Origin of the sequence: uncultured Photobacterium sp. (genome assembly GCF_947502415.1) — a bacterium.
Lineage (GTDB): Bacteria > Pseudomonadota > Gammaproteobacteria > Enterobacterales > Vibrionaceae > Photobacterium.
Map to the genome: position 1 here is coordinate 1 of NZ_CANMZV010000033.1, position 15,362 is coordinate 15,362.

16 protein-coding genes and 1 other RNA gene are annotated in these 15,362 nt (G+C 44.0%); 8 read left to right on the forward strand and 9 right to left on the reverse strand.

The window, feature by feature from the left end; genetic code table 11:
- Positions 1-334 precede the first annotated feature (334 nt).
- Genes Q0852_RS21835 through Q0852_RS21850 form a run of 4 tightly spaced genes read right to left on the reverse strand, consistent with a single transcriptional unit; the run spans position 335 to position 3,131 of the window.
- Positions 335-757 carry a prepilin-type N-terminal cleavage/methylation domain-containing protein gene (locus Q0852_RS21835; protein WP_299022123.1) on the reverse strand — a complete coding sequence of 141 codons (423 nt, stop codon included), beginning with the start codon at positions 755-757 and terminating at the stop codon, positions 335-337.
- Positions 747-1,994, reverse strand: coding sequence for a hypothetical protein (locus Q0852_RS21840; protein ID WP_299022124.1), 1,248 nt, complete (start codon positions 1,992-1,994; stop codon positions 747-749). The genes Q0852_RS21835 and Q0852_RS21840 overlap by 11 nt, the downstream gene beginning before the upstream one ends.
- Entirely contained in the window at positions 1,994-2,593 is a 600-nt protein-coding gene (locus Q0852_RS21845; RefSeq protein WP_299022125.1) for a PilW family protein, read from the reverse strand. Before Q0852_RS21845 ends, Q0852_RS21840 begins: the two co-directional genes overlap by 1 nt.
- Positions 2,571-3,131, reverse strand: coding sequence for a GspH/FimT family pseudopilin (locus tag Q0852_RS21850; protein WP_367278179.1), 561 nt, complete (start codon positions 3,129-3,131; stop codon positions 2,571-2,573). Before Q0852_RS21850 ends, Q0852_RS21845 begins: the two co-directional genes overlap by 23 nt.
- Before the next feature lie 122 nt (positions 3,132-3,253).
- On the opposite strand from Q0852_RS21850, the gene Q0852_RS21855 reads away from it, so the two are divergent.
- On the forward strand, positions 3,254-3,658 hold the full coding sequence (locus Q0852_RS21855; protein ID WP_299022130.1) for a type IV pilin protein: 405 nt from the start codon (positions 3,254-3,256) through the stop codon (positions 3,656-3,658).
- A 107-nt stretch (positions 3,659-3,765) separates the two neighbouring features.
- Here Q0852_RS21855 and dnaJ read toward each other — a convergent pair whose 3' ends face one another.
- From dnaJ to grpE, 3 genes are all read right to left on the reverse strand, one after another.
- Entirely contained in the window at positions 3,766-4,917 is a 1,152-nt protein-coding gene (gene dnaJ, locus Q0852_RS21860; RefSeq protein ID WP_299022132.1) for a molecular chaperone DnaJ, read from the reverse strand.
- 88 nt (positions 4,918-5,005) lie between these two features.
- Positions 5,006-6,928, reverse strand: a complete 1,923-nt coding sequence (gene dnaK / locus Q0852_RS21865) for a molecular chaperone DnaK (protein WP_299022134.1) — start codon at positions 6,926-6,928, stop codon at positions 5,006-5,008.
- 206 nt (positions 6,929-7,134) lie between these two features.
- Positions 7,135-7,755, reverse strand: a complete 621-nt coding sequence (gene grpE / locus Q0852_RS21870) for a nucleotide exchange factor GrpE (RefSeq protein ID WP_299022136.1) — start codon at positions 7,753-7,755, stop codon at positions 7,135-7,137.
- Positions 7,756-7,952: 197 nt separating this feature from the next.
- Between grpE and nadK the strand changes: the two genes are divergently transcribed.
- The 3 genes from nadK to bamE all read left to right on the forward strand — a co-directional run bounded on the left by nadK (position 7,953) and on the right by bamE (position 11,190).
- The gene (nadK, locus tag Q0852_RS21875; protein WP_299022140.1) at positions 7,953-8,834 is read left to right on the forward strand and encodes an NAD(+) kinase; all 882 of its coding nucleotides are present in this window, start codon (positions 7,953-7,955) and stop codon (positions 8,832-8,834) included.
- Between the two features lie 192 nt (positions 8,835-9,026).
- Positions 9,027-10,694, forward strand: a complete 1,668-nt coding sequence (recN, locus tag Q0852_RS21880) for a DNA repair protein RecN (RefSeq protein WP_299022143.1) — start codon at positions 9,027-9,029, stop codon at positions 10,692-10,694.
- Between the two features lie 139 nt (positions 10,695-10,833).
- Positions 10,834-11,190: an outer membrane protein assembly factor BamE gene (gene bamE / locus Q0852_RS21885; protein ID WP_299022145.1), complete on the forward strand. Its 357-nt coding sequence runs from the start codon at positions 10,834-10,836 to the stop codon at positions 11,188-11,190.
- A gap of 63 nt (positions 11,191-11,253) precedes the next feature.
- Here bamE and Q0852_RS21890 read toward each other — a convergent pair whose 3' ends face one another.
- Positions 11,254-11,583, reverse strand: coding sequence for an RnfH family protein (locus Q0852_RS21890; RefSeq protein ID WP_299022147.1), 330 nt, complete (start codon positions 11,581-11,583; stop codon positions 11,254-11,256).
- A complete protein-coding gene (locus tag Q0852_RS21895; RefSeq protein ID WP_299022148.1) occupies positions 11,573-12,007 on the reverse strand; it encodes an SRPBCC family protein in 435 nt (144 codons plus the stop codon). Before Q0852_RS21895 ends, Q0852_RS21890 begins: the two co-directional genes overlap by 11 nt.
- Before the next feature lie 213 nt (positions 12,008-12,220).
- On the opposite strand from Q0852_RS21895, the gene smpB reads away from it, so the two are divergent.
- From smpB to Q0852_RS21915, 4 genes are all read left to right on the forward strand, one after another.
- Positions 12,221-12,703, forward strand: coding sequence for an SsrA-binding protein SmpB (gene smpB, locus Q0852_RS21900; RefSeq protein ID WP_265700542.1), 483 nt, complete (start codon positions 12,221-12,223; stop codon positions 12,701-12,703).
- A gap of 106 nt (positions 12,704-12,809) precedes the next feature.
- Positions 12,810-13,178, forward strand: a transfer-messenger RNA (tmRNA) gene (gene ssrA / locus Q0852_RS21905).
- 171 nt (positions 13,179-13,349) lie between these two features.
- Positions 13,350-14,579, forward strand: coding sequence for an integrase domain-containing protein (locus tag Q0852_RS21910; protein ID WP_299022157.1), 1,230 nt, complete (start codon positions 13,350-13,352; stop codon positions 14,577-14,579).
- Positions 14,576-15,349 carry a hypothetical protein gene (locus Q0852_RS21915; RefSeq protein ID WP_299022159.1) on the forward strand — a complete coding sequence of 258 codons (774 nt, stop codon included), beginning with the start codon at positions 14,576-14,578 and terminating at the stop codon, positions 15,347-15,349. The genes Q0852_RS21910 and Q0852_RS21915 overlap by 4 nt, the downstream gene beginning before the upstream one ends.
- Positions 15,350-15,362: the final 13 nt, after the last annotated feature.

The following is a 15,362-nucleotide window of genomic DNA, read 5'->3' on the forward strand; positions in this document are numbered from 1 at the left end:
AATTGACTGTGCCAAAATAACGTAAGCTATTTTGTATTGGTCACTCAGTTCATTGATGCCATATTTGCTTTCACTTTTAAAAAGTGAAGACAAAAGGTTTGACTAATCATTTCACGAGTGCCCACACAGATTGCATGGTCAAATTGTTAAAGAACATGGTTATCAGACAGTTCCAAGAACATTTATCGTGACAACGGAAGCGAATTATAGGGAGATATTCAGCGTTGGCAACCATTTTTTATCAAAAAAAGATTAAGCGCGCAGATTTTGAGCACTCATGCCGTTTTATGCTTTTTAGAGCGCTATAAAGGAAGGAAAAATAACTCTCAGATGCCTAATCAAACTCGCTGAATTTAGAGATAATCGTCGTGAGCTCTACCTTTTGCTTATTCTGCCAACGATCGGTCCACTCTGTTTCCACTGTAACGGTTTTTGCAGCACTTGATAATGCACTCATCACATCAACGGTGCATGACATACTATAGCCACTAGGAACGATTACGTCGGGTGCTGGACAATTTGATGTATTTATATCATCAAAGTGAATCACATTAACTCCACCACTGACTGAGGCCCTTGTAAGAAAAAATTCCAACTGCTGTTCTGACAGGTGTAAAGCATCCAGCGACTTGAGGGCGTTTTCAGATTTCACTTCCATATACAATTGTATTTTTACCATTCCAGCGACGCCAACAGCCATCACCAAAAGTGAAATTAATACCTCGATCAAGCTGAAGCCTTTATTGTTAGAAATCATGCCAAGTGCCCTTCTTCCATCTCGGTTTCGCAAAAGGTGTCAAGGCTTCTTTCAAGATATCACCATTATATGAAAAGTTTACACTTCCAGTTATGTTCGCATCATAACCCGGCATATCAAACACAAACCCTCCTTTTGTATGCAAAGCCCCAAATTGATAATGTATATATTTTGATTTATTCGGCACATGAGCAACTACTGACGTAGCATCCCAATCCGCTGCAGAAGGCTCCCATGGACGATCAGGTGATATTTTAGGTGTTAAAAATTGATATAATACAATATTAAGACTAACAGCCGCTCCATTAAAGCCCACCACACCATCCTGAACAAGAACTAACGCTAACTTTGCAGCGCCTTCTGATGTCATCGCCGTATTGATTTCAGATGCATTTCCTTTTAAATCACAACTACCTTCAATCCAAATACGTTGCTCCCCTTTTTCAATTGCATCTGCAATAGATGTAGAACAACTACTTCCTTGAGTAATAGAATAAAACTGTTTTTTAACTTCTTCCCATTGTTCTTTAGGGTACCCAAACATCTCTTTAAATGGGTCTAAATTAAGTTCTTTCCTAAAATCACTTTTAAAGCTTTCAGGTGTTGATGAATATGATGTATCTTTTACTGAAACAGTTTTGTAACCACTATTACATTCTGGTGAGTCTGAAAAATCAAAGTCAGAATATGGCGGATAATCATAGTAAAACCCCTTATTCAACAGAGTGCCTTTTACTGTCAAATCCCCTGAGAACCTTGCTAATATGCAGTTATAGCCACTTCCAATTTTAACACCAGGGTCTGGATAGACATCCATATTACCGCCAGAAATATTAAATATAATATTTGATGTTGACTTAAATGCACCGACACTTTGAGACACCAATGAAAATGACTTATTAATTGATACTTTAGCTTTATTATCAATTGATGCTATTGAAGCAACAACATAATCAGAAGCCAATGGACTAATGTTTATGTCAGAGTTGGATTCTATTTCACAATCATTAATTAATGGCGTTAATGCTGTATTTACACCTCCTGCACTATTCACAGCAGCAAAACCACACTCCAATCCCCCTTCTGCCAACCAGTGTGCTTTTCTTGATAACACTTCATTTTGGGTTCGCTTAATCTGATAAAAGACATTTTTATACGATGCTAATGAAAACAGCAGAGATACAACAAGTACCATAGTAATGACTAGCAACGTTGCCAACCCATTTTGTCTGTCCATTAATTCCAGTTCCTTGTTTTCACTGTCACTGTTTTCGCCGAAGAAATAACATCATCACGTGTCGCCACTTCCAAATTGATGGTGATATATTGACTGTTTATAGAACCATGAGTCAGCTTCTTCTCTATCACCTCAAACCTTGTTACTTTTAACTGCTCATCATGCAAAGCTGACTTCCCCCCTATACAAGCATTTGAAGTAGATAGATCAGATGGCGATGAAAATTTTAATTTGCTATTTTCAAAATGATAAAATCGATAGTGTTTATTCGAACCATCATTATATCCATAAGCAATACAAGTCGATTTCCCAGAAGACGCTGGATTTATATAAACGGTACTAACAGCCCCACTAATAATAAACGATGAATTAGCATTGGAATTAAAACCGGCTCTTAATATATCTTCTTTCATCATTTTTAGTGCATCGTTAGTATCCTGAGCTAACATTAACTGTAACGAACGTTTCGAAGTGGAATTTAAACCCGATATAAATACACTGGAGACAACAGCTAAAGCAATTAAACTAATTGAAGAAGCTACAAGTAGTTCAATAAGACTAAATCCATATTTATATTTATGAACATTTACTATAGCCATAACCCCCACCTTCCGAGCAAATATATAGACGCCCTGTTTCATTATTAACCTTTACTTTAACCATTTTATTTTCTCCTGATGAGAAAGAGAAGTTCCCATTATAATTAGGCCTTCCCGTTAAAGGATTAAAAGTAATAGTATCTGATTTGAAACCTCTCTGAATTTTCAAGCCGGAAAACTGCTGTCCAATAACTCTTGAAATTACTGTAGATTCACCTGAAACAGTCGCTTCAATAACCCAATCTGACGCAGCATTGGGCGTACTCGTGATCTTGTTTGATTTAACCAATACAGGTTTACTTCGCATTACCGATTCTGATTTTGCCAGAACCAACAGCCACTCAATCTCTGTCGCCAGCCGTTTAATCTTATTCTCTTCGATGATTCGTGAAAAAGAAGGTACTGCTGCACCAATAAGAATCATCATTACGGAAACCGTAATAATCAGCTCCAGTAAGGTAAAACCTCGATTTCCTCGATACTGACTATGTATGAAATGTATGGCTGACACAATTACGCGACCTATTCCCCAAATCACCGCTCAACATATGCAGGCAATCAAAACTCAACTTGATTCATATATTACCACCGCAGCAGAATATGCTCGGTTTTATAAAAAAAATTGTCGAGTTAACTCTAAAAATTCAGAGATTCAGGGAAATGAAAAATCAAAAAGGCGTGACACTGATCGAATTACTCATTGTCGTTGCCGTTATTGGTATATTAACGGCAATAGCTTATCCATCTTACCAAAAGCATGTATTGAAAGGACATCGCTCTCAGGTCATGGCAGATATGATCAAAATTCAGCTCAATCTGGAAGAAGGTTACACTCAAACGGGAAGTTATGATAACTCGATTGTCACTGGAGGCACATGCAGTTTCTGCGAAACGAATACAAACAGGTACAAGCTAGAAATTGATATGTCGGGAAAAGGAATGGAGACTTATAAGATCATTGCAACACCGCAAACTAGCACCGAGCAGGATCAGGACAGCTGTAAGACCCTCACCCTTAATGCTGCAGGTATAGGGAGTGCTTCGGGATCAGGTCAATGCTGGTAATAACGAAAAACATAGTAGCAATAAACTGAGTCGTTAACTGAATAGAAAATAATAAAAAAGCCGACATCAGTCGGCTTTTTCTATAAACAGGAATCCTAATACAGGAATTAGCCTGTCAAATCATCAAAGAACTTCTTCACACCATCGAAGAAGCCTTCTGACTTAGGTTTGTGTTTCTTTGCTGCAGAACCACCTAGGGTTTCTTCCAGCTCCTGTAGCAGCTCTTTCTGACGAGCACTCAGGTTAACTGGAGTCTCAACAACCAGCTTACAAATCAGATCGCCAACAGAACCACCGCGAACCGATTTCACGCCTTTACTGCGCATTCGGAACATACGGCCAGTTTGGGTTTCAGTTGGTACTTTCAAGTTTACACGACCATCTAAGGTCGGAACTTCAACTTCACCACCCAATGCAGCCATCGTAAAGCTCACAGGTACTTCACAGTACAAGTTGTTGCCATCACGCTCAAAGATGTTGTGCTGAGCAACATGAACCTGTACGTATAGATCACCAGCAGGAGCACCGAATTCTCCGGCTTCACCTTCACCAGACAAACGGATACGGTCACCCGTATCAACACCAGCAGGGATCTTCACTGACAGAGTCTTGGTTTCCTCTTTGCGGCCTTGTCCGTGACAGGTACCACAAGGTTCTTTGATGATCTTACCGCGACCATGACAGTGTGGACAGGTTTGCTGAACAGCAAAGAAGCCCTGGCGCATCTGTACCTGGCCCTGACCATGACACGTGCCACAGGTTGTTGCTGATGTCCCTTTCTTGGCACCGGAACCGTCACAAGAATCACAATGTACCATCGTTGGTACACGGATTTCCTTGTTACAGCCACGAACAGCCTCTTCCAGGGTCAGTTCCATGTTATAGCGCAAGTCGGCACCACGCTGAGCGCGCTGCTGACCACCACGACGGCCACCGCCACCGAAGATATCACCGAACACATCACCAAAAATATCACCGAAATCAGCACCGCCGCCAAAGCCGCCGCCACCGAAACCGCCGCCCATGCCACCTTGTTCAAAGGCTGCGTGGCCATACTGATCGTATGCCGCTTTCTTCTGCGGATCAGTTAAAATTTCGTAAGCGTTTTTAACTTCTTTGAATTTTTCTGCGGCTTGCTCATCACCCTGGTTACGGTCAGGATGGAATTTCATTGCAAGGCGCTTATAAGCCTTTTTGATATCACGTTCTGATGCGTCACGAGCTACGCCAAGAACTTCATATAAGTCACGTTTTGACATACTTATCTGTCACCTGCCTTAATACAGCTACGGGCGCAAGAGTATTCCTCCAACGCCCGCGCTCAAATAAGATTAAGAGTTAGTTATCTTATTTCTTATCGTCTTTAACTTCTTCGAACTCAGCGTCAACAACGTTATCGTCTTGCTGTGCCTGCTGTTCGCCAGCTGCACCTTCTTGTGCTTGCTGAGCTTGAGCCTGCTGCTGAGCGATTTCCATCAGCTTCTGAGAAGCCGCGATTAGCGCCTGAACTTTCGCGTCAATCGCTTCTTTATCTTCACCTTTACGTGCTTCTTCTAGTTCAGAAACAGCGGCTTCGATTTTCTCTTTCTCATCTGCAGGAAGAGCATCACCAGCTTCTTCGATTTGCTTACGCGTACCGTGAACTAGCTGATCAGCCTGGTTACGTGCAGTTACCAACTCTTCGAACTTCTTGTCCGCTTCTTTGTTAGCTTCTGCTTCTTGTACCATTTTCTCGATATCTTCATCGCTCAGGCCGCCAGAAGCTTGGATAGTGATCTTCTGCTCTTTACCTGTGCTCTTATCTTTTGCAGATACGTGCAGGATACCATCCGCATCAAGGTCGAAAGTAACTTCGATTTGAGGCATACCGCGAGGTGCAGCCTGGATACCTTCAAGGTTGAACTGACCAAGAGACTTGTTGTAGTTCGCTTGCTTACGCTCACCCTGTAGTACGTGGATAGTTACCGCGTTCTGGTTGTCTTCTGCAGTTGAGAATACCTGGTTCGCTTTTGTCGGGATAGTGGTGTTCTTCTCGATAAGCTTAGTCATTACGCCACCCATGGTTTCGATACCAAGAGATAGTGGAGTAACGTCTAGCAGAAGAACATCTTTCACGTCACCAGCAAGTACACCGCCCTGAACAGCCGCGCCTACAGCTACAGCTTCATCTGGGTTCACGTCTTTACGTGGTTCTTTACCGAAGAATTCAGTTACTTTAGCCTGAACCATTGGCATACGAGTCTGACCACCTACAAGGATTACGTCAGTGATATCGCCAACAGACAGGTCTGCATCTGCTAGAGCAACTTTTAGAGGGTCAAGAGAACGCTGTACAAGATCTTCAACTAGAGACTCAAGCTTCGCACGAGTCACTTTGATGTTCATGTGCTTAGGACCAGTTGCATCTGCAGTGATGTAAGGTAGGTTTACATCAGTCTGCTGTGCAGAAGACAGTTCAATCTTCGCTTTTTCAGCAGCTTCTTTCAGACGCTGCATTGCAAGTGGGTCGTTCTTAAGGTCGATACCTTGTTCTTTTTTGAACTCTTCAACCAAGTAGTTGATCATGCGGTTATCGAAGTCTTCACCACCAAGGTGAGTATCACCGTTCGTTGATAGAACTTCGAAAGTCTTCTCGCCTTCAACTTCATCGATTTCGATGATAGAGATATCGAATGTACCACCACCAAGGTCGTAAACAGCGATAGTGCGATCACCGCCTTTCTTATCAAGACCGTAAGCTAGTGCAGCTGCTGTTGGTTCGTTGATGATACGCTTAACTTCAAGACCCGCGATACGGCCAGCATCTTTAGTCGCCTGGCGCTGAGCATCGTTGAAGTATGCTGGAACTGTGATAACTGCGCCTGTTACTTCCTCACCTAGGAAGTCTTCAGCAGTTTTCTTCATTTTCTTAAGAACTTCAGCAGATACCTGAGGAGCAGCCATTTTCTGGCCTTTTGCTTCTACCCATGCATCACCGTTGTCAGCCTTAACAATGTTGAAAGGCATGATTTCGATATCGCGCTGAACTTCTTCGTCTTCAAAACGACGACCAATAAGACGCTTGATAGCGAATAGCGTGTTTTCAGGGTTTGTTACCGCCTGACGCTTAGCTGGCTGACCAACTAATGTTTCACCATCTTGGGTGTAAGCAACAACAGATGCCGTTGTACGCTCACCCTCTGCATTTTCAACTACGCGTGGTTTTTCACCATCAAGTACTGCTACACAAGAGTTAGTTGTACCCAAGTCAATACCAATGATTTTACCCATCAGGCTTTCTCCGAAATTCGTTTAGCTCTATTTGCCAACCCCAGACTTAGGAGCTGACAGTGCGGATTAACCGCTGAAATTTATTTACGATGTCGTATGACTACTAGATAAGGGCAGCCAAATTGTTTTCAAGGGCAACATCGAAAAAAAATATAAAAAAATAAAAAACCCGCAAAATCTGCGGGTTCTCATCGCAGCCTACCCGCTTATGCTTTGGTATTCACATTACCGGCAGCAGCTTTCGATACCATAACCATCGCAGGACGAACAACACGGCCATTCAGCTCATAGCCCTTCTGCATAACCAGCATTACGGTATTAGGTTCGTGATCAGCACTTTCCTGAATAGACATCGCCTGATGGAACTCAGGGTTAAATGCCTCGCCTTCAGGGTTGATCTGCTTAAGACCAAACTTACCCACAGTGTCAGTCATGGTCTTCAGGGTTAGCTCAACACCTTCGATCATCGACTTGGTAGCCTCGTCGTTCTTGTCTGCCATTTCGATAGCACGTTCCATGTTATCGATAACAGGCAGCAGCTCTTCAGCAAATTTATTCAAGGCAAATTTACGTGCCTTGTCGATTTCCTGTTCGCTACGACGACGCATGTTTTCTACATCGGCACGAGCACGCAATACACTTTCTTGCTGCTCTTTAACTTTTGCTTCACTTGTCAGAAGTGCAGCTTCAAGCTCGGCAATACGTGCAGCCTGAAGTTCTTGCTCGGTCATTTCAACTACTTCTTCCTCAGCAGATTCAGTTTCAGCTGCTTCTACAGTCTCTTGCTGCAGCTGTTCGTCCTGTACTTTTTTCTCTTTGTTGCTCATGCTTTCGCTTCTCCGCCAAGATAATGTTGTTTGTCGGTTGGGTAGGAAAAAATACCACGCCCCTACCCAGAAAAAACGTGTATGCGCATATTATGGGGATGAAGTTCAATGATTCAAGCCGATATCACTCACAAAGCGCGACAAGAGTCCAAACCTGACGCTATACTGGCTTCACTATCATTTGTCGGATCAAGGACATGAAGCGCAATTTTCAAACAATCGCGATCATCGGTAAACCGAGAAATCCTGACGCCTTGCAAACCCACAAGGCGCTGTATGACTGGCTAACCGCCAAAGGTTACGAGGTTTTGGTCGATCACAGGCTGGCAAGTGATCTCGATGTGCCGCAACGAGTACTGTGTGATCTCCTCACCATCGGCGACAAAGCCGATTTAGCTATCGTGGTCGGCGGTGACGGAAATATGCTTGGCGCCGCTCGAGTATTGTCGCGCTTTGATGTTGCCGTGATTGGCGTCAACCGCGGTAACCTCGGCTTCCTGACCGATCTGGACCCTGATACTTTTGACTCCGAATTGGAACGGGTGCTAAAAGGCGAATATATCACCGAAAAACGCTTCCTCCTGGAAGCGGAGGTACACCGCCACGGCCAAATAAAAAGCCGGAACGCTGCGCTGAATGAAGCGGTTCTCCATCCGGACAAAATCGCTCATATGATTGAATTTGAGGTCTATATCGATGATACCTTCGCCTTTTCACAACGCTCTGATGGCCTGATCATCTCGACACCAACAGGCTCAACGGCATATTCGCTCTCTGGCGGCGGACCAATCCTGTCACCGAGCCTCAACGCTATTTCCCTGGTACCGATGTTCCCACATACGCTGTCTTGCCGCCCGCTGGTTGTCGACGGCGACAGCCGGATCAAGCTGCTAGTTTCACCAACCAACGGCAGTACACTTGAAGTCAGCTGTGACGGACAAGTTTCCCTGCCCGTCAGCCCTGGCGATGAAATCTTCATCTACCAGAGTCCGGATCACCTAAAACTGATCCATCCGAAAAACTACAGCTACTATAACGTACTGCGAGGTAAGCTCGGCTGGTCGAGCAAATTGTTCTAAGAATAACTCCGGTTACCCCATAAGCCAGCCTTCGCGCTGGCTTTTTTATCGCCTTTTCTGATTCCAGCTAGTTTTCAAAAAGTTATCTTAAATCAACTTTTCCTGGTAAAAATACTTAACCAGCACTTTACTGTGTATTGATACAATATATACTGTGTAAAAAAACAGGTGTTGATTTAAACAGGTGAACACATGCTTGCTCATATGACCATCTCTAACTTTGCTATTGTAAAAAGCCTTGAATTTGAACTGAAACCAGGCATGACAACCATTACAGGTGAAACCGGTGCCGGTAAATCTATTGCCATTGATGCGCTCGGTTTATGTTTAGGTGATCGGGCAGAAGCCGCGATGGTTCGACCAAATGAAGACAAAGCTGAACTTTCAGCGGCATTTTCGTTGCAAAACAACCAAGCCGCCAGACGCTGGCTGGAAGACAATGAGCTAGCAGATGGTGACGAATGTATTCTGCGCCGCGTGATCACCAAAGAAGGCCGCTCCCGAGGTTTTATCAACGGCAGCCCGGTACCGGCATCTCAGCAAAAAGCCCTAGGTCAACTATTGATCAATATTCACGGCCAGCACGCTCACCAGCAGTTAATGCGAACGGACTACCAACAGCAAATGCTGGATCAGTACGCCGGTCACCACCTACTCATGGAAAAAAACCGTCAGTCTTATCAGATCTGGTGCCAGGCCAACAATGAACTCAAACGCCTGACTCAAAACCGTGATGAAAATGAAGCGCAAAAGCAGCTGATCCAATATCAAGTCAAAGAACTTGACGAATTGGGATTAGGCGAGCACGAATACGCCGAAATCGAAGAAGAGCATAAGCGCCTGTCTAACAGCGGGGAACTGGCCGTATCCAGCCAGACAGCCTTATCGATGCTCTACGACAATGATGACGGCAATGCCCTGCAGCTCCTGCAAATGGCCAGCCAGCAAGTAACCAGCCTTGGCGAACTGGATAACAACCTAAACGCGATTCCGGAAATGCTGGAAGAAGCCATTATTCAGGTACAGGAAGCCAGCCAGGAACTACGCTGCTACCTCGATAACCTCGATATGGATCCGCAGCGCCTGATCTACCTTGAAGAGCGCCTGGCAAAAATCATGTCTCTGGCACGCAAGCACTACGTAATGCCAGACGAGCTATTTCAGAAACATCAGGATCTGCTAAAAGAACTTGATGAGCTTGATTGTAGCGATGAACGGCTTGAAGAAATAGCTGAACAAGTAGAGTGCAAACGCCAGTTGTTCCTGGCAAATGCTGAAAAACTCAGCAAGAGCCGCCAGCGTTATGCCAAAGAATTAGACAAGAAAATTTCCGACAGTATGCACCAGCTCAGCATGGAGCACGGTATTTTCAAAATTGATATCCAAAGTGATGCCGAAGGCATGCTCAGCCCGCTAGGCTTCGATAACATTACCTTCCTAGTTTCGACTAACCCTGGGCAACCGTTGCAACCTTTGGGTAAAGTCGCCTCTGGCGGTGAGCTTTCTCGTATTTCGCTGGCTATCCAGGTAATTACTGCGCAAAAAGTCGAAACGCCAAGCCTGATTTTCGATGAAGTCGATGTGGGGATCAGTGGTCCAACAGCTGCAATTGTCGGCAAAATGCTGCGTACCCTGGGCGAATCGACACAGGTCATGTGTGTTACCCACTTACCTCAAGTGGCGGGCTGCGGCCATCAACAGATGTTTGTTGCCAAGAAGAGCAGCAAAGGACAGACCGAAACCAACATGTACCCGCTGACAAACGATGAGCGCGTATCTGAACTGGCAAGGCTGTTAGGCGGCAGTGAAATCACCGACCGCACTCTGGCCAACGCAAAAGAACTGCTGTTTGCGGCCTAAATCGAATAAACTTAAAGGCTGATGCAACTAATTGGCTGTACAGCAGTCTCAATTACAGTTTTTTTCTTAGACCGCTTTTTTACTTCTGCCTGGAGCTTGTTTATCATCGCAGCAGTTAAAGCGAATTTGCCGGGATGCTATGAGTTGGAAAAACCTTGCTGCACTAACATTGGCCGCAAGCCTGTTAGGTGGCTGTTCAGTCGTTGAAAGACTGGTGTACCGAATTGATATCAACCAGGGTAATTACCTGGACCAGCAAGATATCGATAAACTTCGATACGGAATGAATAAAGAACAGGTCAGCTATGTTCTAGGCTCTCCTATGCTGGTTGAACCTGAATACCCGCACACCTGGTACTACGTTTACTACCACAAGCCAGGACACAATGAGCCAATCCAGAAAAACTTGGTTTTGACATTTAATACCCAAAACCAACTAACTGGCCTGTCGGGAGATTACCAGTCCGGTCCAAACTTCATGGTTCCGATTAACTGATAAGCAATAAAAAAGCTCGCAACTGCGAGCTTTTTTATTATCTCAAGCAAGATTACAACCCACTTAAGCTTTTTGTGCCGCCTTGGCTTCCAGCGCCTCCAGCTTGGCCTGCTCGGCGCGCTTACGGCGGATCTCTTTCGGATCAGCAAGCAACGGACGATAAATTTCAATCCGGTCGCCATCGTGAACAGTCGCATCCAATCTTACATTACGGCTATAGACACCAACTTTATTCTTCTTGAGATCGATTTCCGAGTACATTTCAAGCACACCAGACTGCTCAATAATTTCCTGTACCTTAGTATCAGGCGTGATCGCCAGTTTGATCACCCGCTGAACCTGAGGAAGCGCATACACCACCTCAACATGAATTAGTTTATCTTCAGAAATCATAAACTTCTCTAGCTCGCAGGGTAAACGCATTCACCATATTACTAGTCAACTCGCGAAACACTTTGCCAAACGCCGCTTCTACCAAGCCATTGGTAAACTCAAAATCCAGCTTCAGCTCAACTTTACAAGCTTCGGCATCTAACTCAATGAAATGCCACCCACCAGCTAAACGCTGAAATGGCCCCTCAACCAACTGCATGTCGATCTTATTCCCCTCAACAAGCTGGTTACGAGTAACGAAAGTTTTTTTAATACCGGCTTTGGAAACATCGACCGATGCCATCATATGCTCTTCAGAACTTTCTAATATTTTTGTCCCTGAACATCCCGGCAAAAATGCAGGATAAGACTCAACATCATTGACAAGTTCAAACATTTGCTTCGCACTAAACGGAACCAGTGCAGAGCGACTAATCTGAGGCATAGTTTCTCCTTTACCCATCACAAGTGCCTGATCCCACAAGTCTTCACTCGCAAAAGCGCAAAACCTATGAGAAGAGGTTGCTCAATGATACCATTACTCAGCAATCAGCCAAAATCCGTGCAGAGCCAAAGGCCTTAACCCCAACGGTTTATGCACTTCGACCAAGCTATCATTTCTCGGCTTGGGACAGCAATAAAGAATAGACGAGTATTTATGGCAAAGAAAAAACCAAGCAAACCGGGTAGCAATACCATTGCAAAAAACAAATCAGCCCGTCATGAGTTTGCGATTCAAGATGAATTTGAAGCCGGCCTTGAACTACAAGGCTGGGAAGTGAAAGCCATCCGTTCAGGTAAGGTCAACATTTCTGAGAGTTATGTTTTCCTACGCAATGGCGAAGCGTTTATTTCAGGGGTGACTATCACTCCGCTCAATGCCGCCTCAACCCATGTTGTCGCAGATCCAACCCGTACCCGTAAGCTGCTACTCAACCGTCGCGAGATCGACAAATTGTTGGGAGCCGTGAACCGTGAAGGCCAAACCATTGTAGCGCTTTCTATGTACTGGAAAGGCTCATGGGTTAAACTGAAGGTAGGTACAGCTCGTGGTAAGAAGCTGCATGATAAGCGCGCCGACTCCAAACAGAAAGATTGGCAGCGCGATAAGCAACGTATCATGAAGCAAAGTATGCGCTAACATGACTATCCTGCTTGCTAAGTGATGGCTTTTCCTCCAAAAGAACCATGTGAGCAGGATTTAGTATTGACGCATACCCATTTTCTGTTACCATCAAATGAACTCTGGGGCTGATTTAGGATTCGACAGGATCACGAAGGCTTTGGGAGCATGCCGTGGGGCGGTTGGCCACGTTAAAAGCCGCAAAAAAATAGTCGCAAACGACGAAAACTACGCACTAGCAGCTTAATACCCTGCTGAGAGCGCTCCTGCCCTAGCTTCCGCTTGTAAGACGGGGAATTACAGGGGTTCAAACCCAAACAAGATAGCGAGGGAATCTTTGACTAGAGAGATGAACCGCGAAATAGAATTCTGGTATGTATTAGCATAGCGTGTCAATTCGCAGTGTTGGTACGAGAATAAAGATTGACTAAGCATGTAGCGCCTCTGGTTAGACTGGTTTTGGACGCGGGTTCAACTCCCGCCAGCTCCACCAAACGTTTGGAAAAAGACGCCTAATGGCGTCTTTTTTTATGCCTGAAATACGACAAATCAATGACTTACGCATGTAATAGTGTCTAATGAGGATCAATACGGCACTGCACTTATAGTAACAAAAGTAGTAACATCAACGCATTGTTACTACAAATGATGTTACTACAACCATATGCCGAGAATTACAAAACCCCTCACTGCAACACAAGTTAAAGAAGCAAAAGCCAAAGATAAAGAGTATAACTTATCAGATGGTGACGGCCTTCAGCTCCGAGTTTCAAAGCGCGGCACTAAATCATGGCTTTTTAATTACTATCGACCTTTAAACAAGAAGCGAGCAAACCTTAGCCTTGGCCCCTATCCTGAAGTCAGTTTAAGCAAAGCTAGAGAACTGGCGCGAAATGCTCGTGAATTAGTTCAGCAAGAGATCGATCCAAGTATCAATAGAAAAGAAAAACAAAGAGAAGAGCTTCTGAAACAAACGGATACTCTAAGAAACCTTGCCCAAGAGTGGTTTGAGGTGAAGAAGACCTCAGTTTCAGCAGGTTATGCAAAAGACATTTGGCGTTCTCTAGAACTTCATGTATTTCCTTCCATCGGAACCTCTCCTGTAACTAATGTAAATGCTCCAGAATCTATTCAAGTGCTTAAAGTTGTTGAAGCCAAAGGAAGTCTCGAAACTGTACGTAGACTATGCCAACGCCTCAATGAAATTATGGATTTCGCAGTAAATACTGGCAGAATCCAGGCCAACCCTTTGTCAGGGATCAAAGCCGCATTTCTTAAGCCCCAAAAAAAGAATATGCCAACAATCAAACCCGATGAGTTACCCGAACTCATGGCCACCATTTCAAAAGCCAGTATAAAGTTTCAAACTCGGTGCCTGATTGAGTTTCAACTGCACACCATGACTCGCCCTGCTGAAGCAGCTAAAGCCACATGGAAAGAAATAAGTTTTGAGGAAAAACTTTGGACAATTCCTGAAACGAAAATGAAGATGGCTCGCCCACACATCATCCCATTATCTGAAGAAGTTATTTCAATCTTGCATCAAATGCGTGCTTTATCAAGCAATAGCCCTTATGTATTCCCGTCATTCAAAGGCCACCATCGACATATGAATACTCAAACAGTAAACGCTGCGCTCAAACGAATGGGTTATTCAAGCAAACTTGTTGGTCATGGCCTGAGAGCTTTAGCCAGTACAACTCTTAATGAACAGGGCTTCAATCATGATGTCATCGAAGTCGCTCTTGCACATATCGATAAAAATCATGTTAGGGCAGCCTATAACAGAGCAATCTACCTTGAACAACGAATCGAACTGATGGCGTGGTGGAGCAATCATATTACAAGCGCATCGCGGGGTTCACTATCAGTAGTGAAGGATAATACAGAATGATTAGTACCCCTTTGATTGAGTATCTACTGAAAAACAAGCGAAGAATCATGACTGAGCGATATTTTTCTTATTCGCATCTAGCAAAATCATTATTTCTTCAGGGAATAATCCTTCAGCGAGAACTTGAAGAAAGCATTTTCTCCTCCGATGATGGGTTGTTCAAGCCGCCTCCGGTATCACAAAGCTACTTTGAAGCAGCGTTCGATATACTCGAAGCAGAAGAATGTTTTGATTTAGATGAATCCAAAAAAGTACTAAAGGATTCAGAAAAAAGCATCTTGAAAGCAATCGGCTTTGCAGATAAACGCCTAAAAGCAAACTCCAAAGGTGCAGCTATTTATTTTAGCGTTAGAGAAGAAATGATCAGGAAAAACATTAGCGTAGGGAAAGCCATTGAAATTGTTGCTGACCAGCTACAGTGGAGTGTTTCAACTATAAAAAAATACTATTATCCACTGAAAGAGTTTACCGAAGAGTTAGCCGACCTTCTCGCCAACGAGCAGTACATCAAAACAGGTCACTACCCAGAATACAAAGATATGCATATGATATGGTCACCAGAAACTTGCCAATTCTGGTCGTTACTTTCGACAGAAATCCAACAAACCATAGAGCATACACAAGGTAGCATGTGGTCATATATTGATTTGGGTGGGAGCTATGATCGTCTAGAAAGAATACTTCCAACTATCGAAGATTATGCAGTCTCTTCAAAATTAGAAAACGAAAGAATCATGGCCTTAAGGAAACTCATAGCTACCAACACATAGAAATATACGACAT